We start from the raw sequence: 14,238 nt of genomic DNA on the forward strand, positions 1-14,238 counted from the left end.
GCTACAACATCACTTTTTTATTCAAAATAGTTCGTGTTGTAGCAAGGCGGCAAACGAGGATATCTTAGGGAGCATACATCAGTATGTGACCTAAGAAGCCGAGAAAAGCCAACACCGCTACAGCTAACATACTGATAGTTTGGTTTAAATTATTTTGCTACAACATCACTTTTTTATTCAAAATAGTTCGTGTTGTAGCAAGGCGGCAAACGAGGATATCTTAGGGAGCATACATCAGTATGTGACCTAAGAAGCCGAGAAAAGCCAACACCGCTACAGCTAACATACTGATAGTTTGGTTTAAATTATTTTGCTACAACATCACTTTTTTATTCAAAATAGTTCGTGTTGTAGCAAGGCGGCAAACGAGGATATCTTAGGGAGCATACATCAGTATGTGACCTAAGGAGCCGAGAGAAGCCAACACCGCTACAGCACGAAATATGAAGAATAAAAATGAATGATAATAAAATGACATCCACAGAGCTTAGATCCACTTGGGGGTTAGGTTCTGTTTTTTCCTTGCGCATGCTTGGAATGTTTATGGTTTTACCCATTTTGACCAGCTATGGGATGCATTTACAGGGCGCTAGCGAATTTTTAGTTGGTGTTGCTATCGGTATTTACGGCCTTAGCCAAGCCATTTTCCAAGTTCCTTTTGGCTTAATGTCAGACAAAATAGGCCGTAAGCCACTCATTATTATTGGGTTAGTGATCTTTATTCTCGGTAGCATTATTGCTGCATTAAGTGATTCTATTTGGGGAATTATCATCGGTCGGGCCCTTCAGGGAGCTGGGGCGATTTCTGCGGCTGTAATGGCATTACTTTCTGACTTAACCCGCGAACAAAATCGAACCAAGGCTATGGCATTTCTAGGCATTAGCTTTGGCTTAACATTTGCCATCGCATTAGTTTTGGGCCCTATTATTACCCATATGATTGGGTTAAATGGCCTATTCTGGGGGATCGCACTTCTCGCTGTCGGCGCTATCGCACTCACTATTTTTGTTGTTCCAGACACCAATACCCATGTTTTAAACCGTGAGTCAGCCTTTGTTCAAGGTAACTTAAAAACCGTTCTTGCTCAGCCACAATTACTGAAATTGAATATAGGTATTTTATGTTTACATACCTTGTTAATGTCGAGTTTTGTTGCCTTGCCACTCATTATGACAAAAGCTGGTTTTTTAGCCCCCGATCATTGGAAAGCCTACCTAGTTACCATGCTAATTGCCTTTGTAACAGTACTGCCTTTCATTATTTATGCTGAAAAATACCGCAAGATGAAGCAAGTCTTTCTATTTTGCATCGTACTGCTCGCTGCTGCTGAAGTGACATTATGGCTTTCAGGTAATCACTTATGGGTTATTTTCTTAGGTATCCAACTGTTTTTTATTGCCTTTAATATTATGGAAGCCATTTTACCATCACTGATTAGTAAGGAAGCTCCCGCTGGTTACAAAGGAACCGCAATGGGTGTTTACTCCACTAGCCAATTTTTAGGTGTCGCTATCGGTGGTATTGTCGGTGGGTGGTTATACAATTTTGAAGGGGCAAGCACTGTCTTTATTGGTGGCTTAATTTTAACGGTTATCTGGTTTGTTATTAGCTTAACAATGCAACAACCGCCTTATGTCAGCAGTATTCGCATCGAATTACCAAAACACATTGAAGATAGTCGCGCTCTTGAGCAAAAATTACAGGCACAAAATGGAGTCATGGAAGCGCTCGTTGTAGATGAAGAGTTAAGTGCTTACGTTAAAGTTGATAGAAAGATTATTAACAGGGAACAACTCGAAGCGATTATCAACTCACAATAAGCAATAAATAGTTAGCCCATAATAAATGGGCTAACTATTTAACATGTAAGTTTCACAATGATTAATCGCGAAAATTATTAAACTGGAAAGGTTGACCTAAATTACCACCACGCACGAGCGCCATAACCGATTGTAAGTCATCGCGAGCTTTACCTGTCACACGAACTTGGTCGCCTTGAATTTGCGCTTGTACTTTTAGCTTGCTGTCTTTGATCAATTTTATTATCTTCTTAGCAATAGCAGCGTCTATCCCTTGTTTGAATGTCACTTCAACACTATAGGTTTTCCCGCTATGTACAATATCATCTGGTACATTTAATACCGCACCATCAATACCGCGTTTTGCCATTTTTTCTCTTAAAATATCGACTAACTGAAGTACTTGGAAATCAGACTCACTGGTGATTTTCACTGACTCATTTTTGTCATTTAGTTCAAAGCTGGCTTCAACATTTTTGAAATCCCAACGGCTTGTTAGCTCACGCTGTGCATTTTCCACTGCGTTGCGCACTTCATTCATTTCAACTTCAGATACAATATCAAACGATGGCATAACTAAAACCTCGACTAATTATTTTTTAGGTTGCCCGCATAATACCGTCTTTGCTCCCCCTACTTCAAGTTATCAAGGACCACTAGATTTCGTTTACTACAACTCAACGTATTAACAGTATATACTAAGAAAAAATCACTTCCGCCTTACCTTATAAGACGTTAGAGATCCGATATGAAAGGGGAAACAATGAAAATAACCCTAATTGGTTGTGGTGCAATAGGTAAATTGTGGCTTTCCTCACTAACCTTGCAAGGGCACGAAACACAAGGTTGGTTACGTGTTGCTCAGTCTGATTTATTTGTCGATGTTAATGACCCCAGTGGGCGTACTTTCCGAGAACTTATTCCTTGCAATAATATTAACCATCTGCAAACAAGTGAGCTTGTTATCGTGTGTTTAAAAGCATGGCAAGTTTCCGATGCCCTACTCCCCTTACTCGGTAATATCCCTGAGAATACGCCAATTTTATTGCTCCACAATGGAATGGGAACAATCGAAGAACTCGCCCCTATACGCCACCCAATTTTAGCGGGTGTCACAACACACGCTGCTTGGCAAAAAAATAACCAAGTATTCCATGTCGCTCATGGTATTACGCATATCGGTGCAATTAATTCACAAGCACAAGCTTACTACCCAATTGCAGATATTTTACATGAAGCTTTACCAGACGTCGCTTGGCATAACCATATTCAAACAACCTGTTGGCGCAAACTTATCGCAAACTGCGTGATTAACCCGCTTACGGTTGAATATGACTGTAAAAATGGGCAGCTAATTGATTACCCGAAACAAATTTCACAAATCATAGATGAAATCTGCGCTGTTATGGAAGCAGAAGGGCTACATACCGATAAATCAGAGCTAACCGAGTATATATACAGCATTATTTATAATACTTCGGCTAACTATTCTTCTATGCTGCAAGATGTGCGCAATAACCGCCGTACCGAAATTGATTACATTACGGGTTTTTTAATCAAACAAGCGCGAGCTCATGGGCTTAATACTCCTGAAAATGACCGCCTTTATCATTTAGTCAAAAATAGAGAACAACAATATGACGATTTCCGTTCTAATTTGCATCGCTCATGGTAGTGAAGAAATAGAAACCGTGACTAGCGCAGATTTATTAGTCAGAGCCGGTATTAATGTTACTTTAGCCAGTGTAACTGAGGATAGCTCCTTACAGGTTACTGCTTCTAGAGGAATGAAAATTGTCGCAGACACACCATTAATTAAAGTCGCAGATGAACCTTTTGACGCAATCGTACTTCCAGGAGGGCTTGCTGGCGCTGAGACTTTCCGTGATAGCCCTCTGGTTGTCGAAAAGGTTCGCCGCATGCATCTTGATGGCAAAATTGTCGCAGCTATTTGTGCAGCGCCAGCCATTGTATTGGAGTACCATCAACTATTCCCACTTGGCAATATGACGGGTTATCCTGCCATGAAAGATAAAATTTCAGCCAATAAATGGGTTGACCGCCGAGTTTATTTTGATGAGCGAGTTAATTTGCTAACGAGCCAAGGTCCCGCAACATCTTTTGATTTCGCCTTAAAATTAATCGAACTCTTAGTTGGTCGTGAAATTGCAGGGAATGTTGCCAGCCAGCTAGTTTTGCCGAATGGGATCAACGATTATTTAGAAGATTAAATGGAAATTTATAACATCGCATAATAGGTTATCAGCTAACATTAACCCACTGAATAATAATGATTATCAAATAAAATCATCAGTAAAAAGACTTCGTTTATAGCCCTTTTTTGCTATTATCATAGTGGGTGCTTGGATCATTTTGGTTCAAGCATTTGCCAAAGCCAAAAAGACGAAAGCCCCGAATTTAGATGTTAATCTTAATCCGAGGCAGTTTCCAAACTCACAATTTGATTCTGTCTCCTTTTAGAAAAGGAGTCAAGAGGAATGGCCAAAATTGCCCTTCTGGGGCTAGTTACCGTGTGTCTTACGGTATTGTGTTTTTCATTGTTAATGCAAGAAAGGCTATGCTCTTTCAGTATCAGCAGCGGAAGCACGCTGGTTCAAGCGACGTTATCTTGCGATAACTAGTCTTGTGGGGGAATTTCCCCCACATTTCTCTCTAATTGTGCGTTGGTGATACAAGCACCCTGTTTTAAGTTATGGGCGATAAACCTTTATATTTTCATAACCTTGCTCTTTTAGGTATAGTGCTTGCAAGCGGCTCATTACCCCACGGTCACAATATAATAAATAGGTTTTATCTTTTGGTAAGTCACCAAATTGCGTACTCAATTTATAGAATGGAATGTGCTTAACTTCCATTCCATCTACATTCAGTGGCTTGTCTTCAAATTCATCAATTGAACGAATATCTAAAATCACTTCATTTTCAATTGAAAGCTCACTCACCATTTCAATTTCAGGGACTTTTTCAAGGCTTTCTTGTGCAATTTGTCGAATATCGATATTTTGCGCTTGCTCCACAACAGACTCTAAAATAGCAAAATCAAAATTGGCCTCTTCTGCTTCAATTCGTGCTTTAACAGCTTTCACTGTTGGGCTTTTTGAAATCACACCACAATATTCCGGCATGGTTTTCGCAAAATCTTCAGTCCCAATTTGCCGAGCTAATTTGATTATGTGTTCTTTGTCATGAGAAATCAGTGGCCTTAGCACCAAAGTATCAGAAGCATTATCAATAAGACGCAAGTTAGTTAAAGTTTGGCTAGACACTTGACCAAGCGCTTCACCCGTAACAATTGCCTGCACACCATAACGCTCCGCAACTTTAGACGCAGCTCTCACCATCATACGTTTAAGTACAACGCCCATTTGGCCATCATCGACTTTCTCTAAAATTTCAGCCACAACTGGCTCAAAGTTTACAGCAATAAAGCGCACTTTATGGGAGCTACCAAAACGGTTCCATAGATAATGTGCAATTTGCTTCACCCCAATTTCATGTGCCGCACCACCTAAATTAAAAAAGCAGTAATGAACACGGCAACCACGGCGCATCAACATATAGCTAGAAACACCAGAGTCAAACCCACCGGAAATTAGCGATAAAACATCTTCTTGCGTCCCTATAGGAAACCCGCCAATACCTTCAATACGTGATTTAACTAAAATCAGTTTGTCATCTTCAATTTCCAAATGCACGGTTGTATCTGGGTCTTTGAGCTTAACTTTAGCCGAAGGAATATGTTGGTTTAAACCACCACCAATGTAACGCTCAGCTTCAATCGATGAAAATTCGTGCTTACCGCGGCGTTTCACCCGAACACAAAAAGTTTTGTTTTCGAGAGACGCACCATAAGATTCATGGGTCATTTCATAAATATGGTGCAGGCTAGTAAACGGTTTTTCTTCCACTTCAAGGATATGGTGGATACCGGGAATACGACCTAACATGTCACAAATTTCGTCGTGCTTCGTTTCCCCTTTCACACGCACTTCAATATTATCCCAATTACGGACAACCGAAATTTCTTCGCCAAGAGGTTTTAGCACGTTACGGATATTGCTAGTCAGAATTTTAATGAAACGTAGCCTAACAGTTTGGCTTTTGATGGTAATTTCTGGGAATAACTTAATGATAAACTTCATAATAGCTGCATGTTCATGGTTGTGGGGCAAACGAACGTGTCTTAACAAGGACACACGTATAGGTTACCAATTGTCAATAAAGAGGCGTATTATAACACTATCTTGCGGACTGAATCTAAAAACACCAATAATAAATTGTAACCATGGCAAGACTACGTTAGTCTGCTAAATATTTAACATTCCCCGAATTAACTAATTTAACATTAGTGGCTAAAGAATATGGCTAAAGAAAAATCTCAGCAAGTTGCACCTGTTAGTTTTGAAAACTCGCTTCAAGAGCTAGAGCAAATCGTCGCTCGTCTTGAATCCGGTGACCTCCCTCTAGAAGACGCTCTGAATGAGTTTGAACGTGGCGTTCAAATTGCCAAACAAGGTCAAAAAGTACTGCAACAAGCTGAGCAGCGTGTACAAATATTGCTCAGTGATGACGAAAATAAACCTCTTGCCGATTTTTCACCTGATACTGAATAAATTATGTCTGAACAACATTTAGATAGCTTCACGCTGCAACAAAAACAAACCTATGACAGAGTCAATCAATACCTTTTAGATGCCCTAAATGCGATGCCTTTTGCAAACCTTCCTCTTGCACGAGCAATGCGATATGGCACGTTATTAGGCGGGAAACGTTTACGCCCATTTTTAACTTATGCGGTAGGCTCTATGCTTGGTGTGAACCAAGAAAACCTTGATGCACCAGCTGCCGCTGTCGAGTGCATCCATGCCTATTCATTAATTCATGACGACCTGCCCGCTATGGATGACGATGATTTACGCAGAGGTCAACCAACCTGCCATATAAAATATGGTGAGGGTAATGCTGTCTTGGCGGGAGATGCATTACAAACGCTGGCCTTTCAATTACTTGCTTGTGCCCCAATGCCAGATGTCGCTGATAAAGACCGTATCGCAATGATAGCCGAGCTATCCTATGCAAGTGGCCTTGCTGGGATGTGTGGTGGGCAGGCTCTGGATTTAGACGCCGAAGGGAAATACGTCGACCTTGAATCCTTAGAACGTATTCATCTGCATAAAACTGGTGCACTCATTCGTGCAGCTATTCGCCTTGGTGCTTATGCCGCTGGCGAAAAAGGGCATCAATTACTACCTGTTTTAGATAAATACGCACAGTCCATCGGGCTTGCCTTTCAAGTTCAGGACGATATCCTAGATGTTATCGGGGACAGCACGGTAACAGGTAAGCGCCAAGGGACTGATGCTGAGCACGAAAAAAGCACTTACCCATCTTTACTCGGCCTTGAAGCGGCTCAACAAAAAGCACGTGAGCTATATCATGATGCAATAAGCGCTTTAGAGACGATCCAGTCATATGGGTATAATATAGAAATGCTAAGCGCTTTAGCTAATTTCATTATTGAGCGTAAAAACTGACAATATGCTTTGCCTTTTGGCAACAAGAAGGTCGATAATTACGGCATTTATTACCTTGATGAATCTTCAGAACATTCTATAACTCAAAAAACAGACAGACTATTGCTTACACTAAGCGAGTTATAGAAAGGCAATCAATGAGGATCACCCACAATATGCGTAGATAAATTTACGCACCGCAATACTTAGATAACTGTTTCAGTACCGAGTATTCAATATGTGGGTTTTTTATTAATTATAAGTGAGTACCTAATGAGTATTGATATCGCTAAATATCCAACGCTAGCATTGGCAGAGACACCAGATGAGCTTCGTCTGTTGCCCAAAGAAAGTTTGCCTAAGCTGTGTGATGAACTCAGACAGTTTTTGCTGAGTAGCGTTGGCCGTTCTAGTGGTCACTTTGCTTCTGGTCTCGGTGCAGTTGAGCTTACCGTCGCATTACATTACGTCTACAAAACCCCGTTTGATAACCTTGTTTGGGATGTCGGTCACCAAGCCTACCCACATAAAATTTTAACGGGTCGTCGTGACCGTATTGATACTATTCGTCAAAAAAATGGTTTACACCCTTTTCCATGGCGTGAAGAAAGTGAATATGACATTTTAAGTGTTGGCCATTCATCCACATCGATTAGTGCGGGTTTAGGAATGGCTATTGCGGCAGAAAAAGAAAAGCAAAACCGTAAAACCGTCTGTGTGATTGGTGATGGAGCTATCACCGCAGGGATGGCATTCGAAGCCATGAACCACGCAGGGGACGCCGCACCCGATATGCTTGTTATCTTAAATGATAATGAAATGTCTATCTCCGAAAATGTTGGCGCGTTAAATAACCATTTGGCTCACCTGCTTTCTGGCAAGCTATACACCACATTACGTGAAGGTGGGAAAAAAGTTTTCTCTAACTTACCGCCAATCAAAGAATTGCTGAAAAAGACCGAAGAACATATCAAAGGTATGGTTGTTCCCGGTACCATGTTTGAAGAATTAGGCTTTAACTATATTGGCCCTGTTGATGGACATGACGTCGTCGCCTTAGTTCAAACCTTAAAAAACATGCGTGATTTAAAAGGCCCACAGTTTTTACATATCATGACTAAAAAAGGTCGTGGTTATGAACCTGCCGAAAAGGACCCGATCAGTTGGCACGCAGTACCAAAATTTGACCCAAGCACATTCACTTTACCCAAAAGCAAAGAGACGGGACCGACATTCTCTAAAATCTTTGGGGATTGGCTGTGCGAAGAAGCCAAAGATGATGACAAGCTAATGGCAATTACGCCAGCTATGCGCGAAGGCTCTGGTATGGTTCGGTTTTCTAAAGAATTCCCTGATCAATACTTCGATGTCGCGATCGCAGAGCAACATGCTGTCACCTTTGCAGCTGGTCTTGCTATTGGGGGCTATAAACCCATCGTCGCTATCTATTCGACCTTCTTACAACGGGGTTATGACCAAGTCATCCATGACGTGGCTATCCAAAAAGTACCGGTGATGTTTGCTATTGACCGAGCCGGCATTGTTGGCGCTGATGGCCAAACCCACCAAGGTTCATTTGATATTTCATTCCTACGCTGTATCCCTACTATGGTGATCATGGCACCAAGTGATGAAAACGAATGCCGCCAAATGCTACATACTGGCTACCATTACCAAGATGGCCCAAGTGCTATTCGTTACCCGCGAGGCACGGGGACAGGTGCACAGCTACAGCCTTTAGCTCCACTAGAAATTGGTAAAGGAGTTATCCGTCGCCAAGGGGAAAAAGTTGCTATTTTGTGTTTTGGTACGTTACTTAGTCATGCATTAGAAGCCGCTGAGCAATTAAATGCGACTGTGGTTGATATGCGCTTTGTTAAACCATTAGATGAAGCCCTAATCCTTGAGGTGGCAAGCAGCCATGATGTGCTCGTTACACTCGAAGAAAATGCAATTAAGGGTGGTGCGGGTAGTGGTGTGAATGAGTTCCTAATGCAGGAAAAAAGAATCATTCCTGTTTTAAACCTTGGTTTACCAGACTATTTTATTTCTCAAGGTAGCCAAGAGGAACTTATCGCTGAGCTCGGGTTAGATGCAACGGGTATTATTAAGTCAATTAATACCTACTTAGCCAAGTAATAGGTTAACGAAAAAAGGCATTACCATGATAATGTAATGCCTTTTTAAATAACAAAGTTAATCACTCTCATTTTCTTTTTATATACACAGTAATAGAGTGTTAACTTTAACTCTATTATTTCATTTCCAATGCAACTTTTAAAAAAAACACTTTTAAACCCTGCTTTTACATCTTAACTATATTTTTATATCATAATAATAAATAAAAAAACCAAACATAATAAACTTATATACAATGATATTTATTCTATTCACTCTAAAACAGAATATATACAAAATATTTATCTTGAATGTAAATTTTGAAAATAAAAACATGCAAATTATTTTTAAATCCATTAATATGAACTATGTCACTGTATGACAGTGTAACTTAAGCTCTGACTTATATTGGTTTTTCATTGCATTATGCAATAAAGCTTTTCCTATTATATTTCAAAGCGTAACACTGAATAATAACGACTATATGATTTTAACAATTTTAACCAGGCTTTAATATTTAATTATTTTGTTTTCTTAATTTAAAAACCAGGAAACAAATAAACGCATTCCAACTACAATTTGCATATAGTTTCTCTTTATTTAGCCAATTTTAATAAATATATTTGGGAGCGCTTATGTGTGGACAATATATTAATGAACCTTTGTATTTATCCATTGCTAACTGGGTAATGAAACAAGGGCGCTGGATCACCGCCAGAGAAATATCTAATAATTTTGATATCCCTCACCCTAATGCGGTTAATATTGTTTCTTATATTTTATCTGACGTAGCTGAAATTCAATGTGAAGTTAAAATGATCCCGAATAAATTATCGGGTCGTGGCTGTCAGTGCCAAAGGCTGATTAAGGTTACAAAAATTGATAATCAACTTTATGCACGTCTTAGAAACCACCAATCTGAAAAAGTCACTATTGATTCTCCAGTGAAAGCGGCATCTATGCCACCGAGTGAATTAAATCGAGAGCAAAAATGGCAATGGATGCTATCAAAGGCACAACGCCGTTAACATAATGATCACATCAAAAAAACACGGGCTCAAGTCTGCGTTAAGGCTGTCGACAAAGCGGGATAAAAGCGTATTTTTCCCGCTTTGTATTATCAGCCGAAAATCAATAAATTAATTTTCTTCATATACTTTCAATAACTTATACAACTCAACAAATGAGATGCAAAGCTAGCTTTATAATTCTAAAAATATATTATTTATGGCATGATAGCCATCTATGGGAAAAATAAGCCTGTATAGTATTGCCTATCCAAGAGGAGAAATATTTACTGAATATTGGTTTAGGTTAAAAGGTTGCTAAGAAAACTTAACTTTCATAGCAGAAAATGGACGCTATTTATCACCTATAATTAATATGAAAAATAAATTATTTCTAATCGCGCTATTGTTAATAACGGCAAGCCATGCATATTCAAACCCAGAGTTAAATAATGATAACTTTGAGCAAACAAAAATATTAGCAGAACAAGGCAATATTGAGGCTCAAAATCAACTCGCGATCATGTATTTCAACAGTTCTGGCTCCAAGCAAGACTATGTTAAGGCAATAGAGTGGTTTTAAAAAGCTGAACAGCAAAAAAATAACTAACCTCATTTTTTCATAATAATCACTGTCGATAATGAAAACGCCCAGCTTTTAACTGGGCGTTCAAAGATTAATTACTGGCCTTTAGGTTTGACATCCGTTGTCCCCATGAGCCTTGGCCTATTCAACTCTATTTCTATCAAGGGTAACGTTTCATGTAATCCTTGTCGGTATCGAATGGCTAAGTCTTGATATTCTTTCGTATTGAGCTGCTTCCAATGCAATTCCTCCTCACGAATATGACGAGCAAAACGTGCAGGCTGCCAACCAGTAATTGGCGAGGTTCGCCTTGAAACCCAGCTTTAACAAAGCTCATCGCCGCAACAATACTTTGTTCACCAACCAGGGCTCCATCCATAATCACACTGTTCATTCCCACTAATGCATCACGACCAATAATACATCCATGCAAAATAGCTCCGTGGCCTATATGCCCACACTCGTGGACAATGGTTTCGACATCGCTATAACCATGCATAATGCAACAATCCTGAATATTGGCGCCTTTTTCTATGATCAAACGGCCATAGTCTCCACGTAAAGAAGCGTTAGGCCCAACAAATACCCCTTCACCGATAATCACATCACCAATCACCGTCGCTGATGGGTGTACATATGCGGTAGGGTGAACAACTGGGATCACCCCTTCAAAAGCGTAAAAACTCAAAATTCACCTCTTTGCTAAATGAACTAGCGCCCTTTCCAACTTGGTGAACGTTTTTCGGCAAACGCCAGAGGACCTTCTGTTGCATCTTCGGAGTGTAAAACCGCGGGGTAGTTTGTCAGCACACCGCTGCGCATAAGCTTATAACCCTCTTCAACAGTAAGCTCTCCGGTTGCGCGAAAAATTTCTTTCAAGGCCGCAACCGCAAGTGGTGCACTTTGAGTGATTTTTTCTGCGAGTTCACGTGCTTTTTCCATTAAACTTTCCATTGGTACTACTTCATTAGCGATCCCCCAGCGTAATGCTTCCTGAGCATCCATACGCCTTCCCGTCATCACCATTTCATTCACGATCGGTGCTGGTAAGATTTTAGGTAAACGCAAGACACCGCCGCTATCAGGCACAATACCAAGTTGGGCCTCTGGTAAGGCAAAACTGGCATTTTCAGAGCAAATGATCATATCTGCCGCTAAAGCTAGTTCAAAGCCTCCACCAAACGCATAACCATTAACAGCAGCAATCACTGGTTTGTTTAAATTGAAAATTTCAGTGAGTCCGGCGAAGCCACCGGGACCAAAGTCGGCATCAGGTGCTTCACCTTCTGCCGCAGATTTTAAGTCCCAACCCGCAGAGAAAAATCGCTCTCCTGCTCCTGTTATAATGGCGACACGCAGCGAAGGATCATCGCGGAAATTAAGGAAAACTTCCCCCATTTTAAAACTGGTTTTTGCATCTATCGCATTTGCTTTAGGTCTATCAAGTACGATTTCCAAAATGGAGCCATTACGGGTAATTTTTAATGATTCGCTCATAGTGCAATCCTTTAGTCATCATGCGCTACCATTTTGCCTACAGAAAGTTGCAGCCAAAACGTTCGCGTAATTAATAGAGTTATTCGATTATTGCAGATGTTTTTTCAGCACTTTTCCAGAACAGTTACGCGGTAAATCCTTACGTACCTCAACCCATGATGGCACTTTAAATTTCGCCATTTGCTTTTCACAAAAAGCGAAAAACTCTTCCTGAGTTAATGTTTCACCCTCTTCTAACACAATAAAGGCTTTAATCGCTTCATCACGGATCTCATCAGCAACACCAATCACCGCCACGTCAACAATCAAAGGATGTGAAGCAATAATATTTTCAATTTCACTACATGAGACGTTCTCACCGCCTCGTTTGATCATATTGATGCTTCTGTCCACAAAATAGAAAAATCCATCTTCATCTTGGTATGCATAGTCGCCTGTGTGCATCCAATTTTGCTCATCAAATGTTTTTTCTGTGGCTTCAGGGTTGTTGTAATACTCTTTAAATAAAGTTTTACCTCGTTCTCCCTTCACACAAAGCTCACCAATCACCCCAGTGGCAACAGGTTGATTGGTTTTATCCCTAATTTGCGCTTTATAGCAAAAACCAGGACGACCAATGGATGGCCAACGGCGGATATCACCAGGTCTATCCCCAATTAGCCCCACAATAGTTTCCGTCATGCCATAAGAAGTCAGAAAACTTTTCACAGCAAATCGAGCCATAAACTGCTCTTTTTCCTCATCACTCAAGTTGAGGTAAAACATGGCTTCACGTAAGCAATGGTCTTTTTCATTATCCGCCAGCGGCTGGCTTAAAAGCGTACGGATCATCATGGGGATCAGCTCAACAACAGTGGCTTGGTGCCTCACAACTTGCTGCCAGAAACGTCTCGCGCTGTATCTCTCAAGTAAGACAAATGTTGCACCCACTGAAAATGCCGCCATCGATGCTGTACATTGGCAATCGATATGAAAGACTGGCATTACCGTAAGGTAAATATCGTCGGAACGTAACGTGTTCTGCCAAGAAGAGTAATAACCCGCAAAGCGTAAGTTGTAATGGGTAATAACCACCCCTTTCGGTTTGGAAGTGGTACCTGAGGTAAATAAAATTTCCGCAGTATCACCCACACTAAGCTCAATAAGTTGGGTTAACTCTGTCGGTTTTTGTGCTTGTTCAAGCAAAAAGTTTGAAATGCCTTCCTGCGGTTTAAACGACATATCTGAAATTAAAAAAATGTGCTCAAGGCTGGTACTTTTATCATCAAGTACACGTTGATAAATATCTAAAAAAGACGCACAAGTGACCACCATACGAGGTTGGCAGTTTTGCATAATCCAAGCGGCTTCATGGTATTTATAGCGTGCGTTAACTGGGACCATAATCGCCCCAATTTTCGCCAAGCCAAACCAGCAAAAGAAAAACTCTGGGCAATTATCTAAATGTAAAGCAACCTTATCCCCTTTTTGTATTCCATAATCTAAAAAGAGATTTGCTGTGCGATTAATTTGCTGATTCATTTCTATATAACTGAATTCACGAATATTTCCATCGCAGGATTCAAAGATAAGCGCCTTATTATCCCGATGGGTCAACGCTAGGTCATCCCACATTTGGCGCAAATTTTGTTTACCGATTACATCCATTAATTGTTTCCCATCATTTCCCTAATGAATATCAGGCCAGTTGGATTAA

Annotated in this window: 13 protein-coding genes and 1 pseudogene; 9 read left to right on the forward strand and 5 right to left on the reverse strand. The window is 40.4% G+C overall.

The genetic code is table 11. The features are described 5' to 3' along the window. Positions 1-456 precede the first annotated feature (456 nt). Positions 457-1,821 (forward strand): MFS transporter, encoded by a 1,365-nt coding sequence (locus ACPEH5_RS06485; RefSeq protein WP_042846923.1) that lies wholly within the window; start codon positions 457-459, stop codon positions 1,819-1,821. 61 nt (positions 1,822-1,882) lie between these two features. Here ACPEH5_RS06485 and ACPEH5_RS06490 read toward each other — a convergent pair whose 3' ends face one another. Next, entirely contained in the window at positions 1,883-2,374 is a 492-nt protein-coding gene (locus ACPEH5_RS06490; protein WP_042846924.1) for a YajQ family cyclic di-GMP-binding protein, read from the reverse strand. 189 nt (positions 2,375-2,563) lie between these two features. Between ACPEH5_RS06490 and panE the strand changes: the two genes are divergently transcribed. The 3 genes from panE (at position 2,564) to ACPEH5_RS06505 (ending at position 4,442) form a co-directional block, all read left to right on the forward strand. After that, positions 2,564-3,475: a 2-dehydropantoate 2-reductase gene (gene panE, locus ACPEH5_RS06495; RefSeq protein ID WP_206227204.1), complete on the forward strand. Its 912-nt coding sequence runs from the start codon at positions 2,564-2,566 to the stop codon at positions 3,473-3,475. After that, a complete protein-coding gene (gene yajL / locus ACPEH5_RS06500) occupies positions 3,438-4,031 on the forward strand; it encodes a protein deglycase YajL (RefSeq protein ID WP_042846926.1) in 594 nt (197 codons plus the stop codon). Before panE ends, yajL begins: the two co-directional genes overlap by 38 nt. A 267-nt stretch (positions 4,032-4,298) precedes the next feature. Continuing rightward, on the forward strand, positions 4,299-4,442 hold the full coding sequence (locus ACPEH5_RS06505; protein WP_004914564.1) for a Hok/Gef family protein: 144 nt from the start codon (positions 4,299-4,301) through the stop codon (positions 4,440-4,442). 69 nt (positions 4,443-4,511) lie between these two features. On the opposite strand, the gene thiI is transcribed toward ACPEH5_RS06505, so the two are convergent. Beyond that, positions 4,512-5,963 carry a tRNA uracil 4-sulfurtransferase ThiI gene (gene thiI / locus ACPEH5_RS06510; protein ID WP_042846927.1) on the reverse strand — a complete coding sequence of 484 codons (1,452 nt, stop codon included), beginning with the start codon at positions 5,961-5,963 and terminating at the stop codon, positions 4,512-4,514. A 219-nt stretch (positions 5,964-6,182) separates the two neighbouring features. Here thiI and xseB point away from each other — a divergent pair, with 219 nt between their 5' ends. The 5 genes from xseB to ACPEH5_RS06535 all read left to right on the forward strand — a co-directional run bounded on the left by xseB (position 6,183) and on the right by ACPEH5_RS06535 (position 11,042). Further along, positions 6,183-6,434 (forward strand): exodeoxyribonuclease VII small subunit, encoded by a 252-nt coding sequence (gene xseB / locus ACPEH5_RS06515; RefSeq protein ID WP_042846928.1) that lies wholly within the window; start codon positions 6,183-6,185, stop codon positions 6,432-6,434. A gap of 3 nt (positions 6,435-6,437) precedes the next feature. Then, positions 6,438-7,355, forward strand: a complete 918-nt coding sequence (ispA, locus tag ACPEH5_RS06520) for a (2E,6E)-farnesyl diphosphate synthase (RefSeq protein WP_187550661.1) — start codon at positions 6,438-6,440, stop codon at positions 7,353-7,355. A 252-nt stretch (positions 7,356-7,607) separates the two neighbouring features. After that, complete coding sequence (gene dxs, locus ACPEH5_RS06525; RefSeq protein ID WP_166685959.1) at positions 7,608-9,473, forward strand: 1-deoxy-D-xylulose-5-phosphate synthase; 1,866 nt, start codon at positions 7,608-7,610, stop codon at positions 9,471-9,473. Positions 9,474-10,087: 614 nt separating this feature from the next. Then, positions 10,088-10,480, forward strand: a complete 393-nt coding sequence (caiF, locus tag ACPEH5_RS06530; RefSeq protein WP_042846931.1) for a carnitine metabolism transcriptional regulator CaiF — start codon at positions 10,088-10,090, stop codon at positions 10,478-10,480. Between the two features lie 355 nt (positions 10,481-10,835). Further along, a complete protein-coding gene (locus ACPEH5_RS06535; protein ID WP_281110690.1) occupies positions 10,836-11,042 on the forward strand; it encodes a hypothetical protein in 207 nt (68 codons plus the stop codon). Between the two features lie 98 nt (positions 11,043-11,140). Here the strand turns inward: ACPEH5_RS06535 and caiE are convergent. The 3 genes and pseudogenes from caiE to caiC all read right to left on the reverse strand — a co-directional run bounded on the left by caiE (position 11,141) and on the right by caiC (position 14,189). Then, a pseudogene (gene caiE / locus ACPEH5_RS06540) lies at positions 11,141-11,733 on the reverse strand (carnitine operon protein CaiE). 23 nt (positions 11,734-11,756) lie between these two features. Beyond that, a complete protein-coding gene (gene caiD, locus ACPEH5_RS06545; RefSeq protein WP_129466860.1) occupies positions 11,757-12,542 on the reverse strand; it encodes a crotonobetainyl-CoA hydratase in 786 nt (261 codons plus the stop codon). A gap of 87 nt (positions 12,543-12,629) precedes the next feature. After that, positions 12,630-14,189 carry a crotonobetaine/carnitine-CoA ligase gene (gene caiC, locus ACPEH5_RS06550; RefSeq protein ID WP_042847027.1) on the reverse strand — a complete coding sequence of 520 codons (1,560 nt, stop codon included), beginning with the start codon at positions 14,187-14,189 and terminating at the stop codon, positions 12,630-12,632. Positions 14,190-14,238: the final 49 nt, after the last annotated feature.

This window comes from Providencia sp. NPDC089933 (assembly GCF_049545585.1).
GTDB lineage: Bacteria > Pseudomonadota > Gammaproteobacteria > Enterobacterales > Enterobacteriaceae > Providencia > Providencia huashanensis.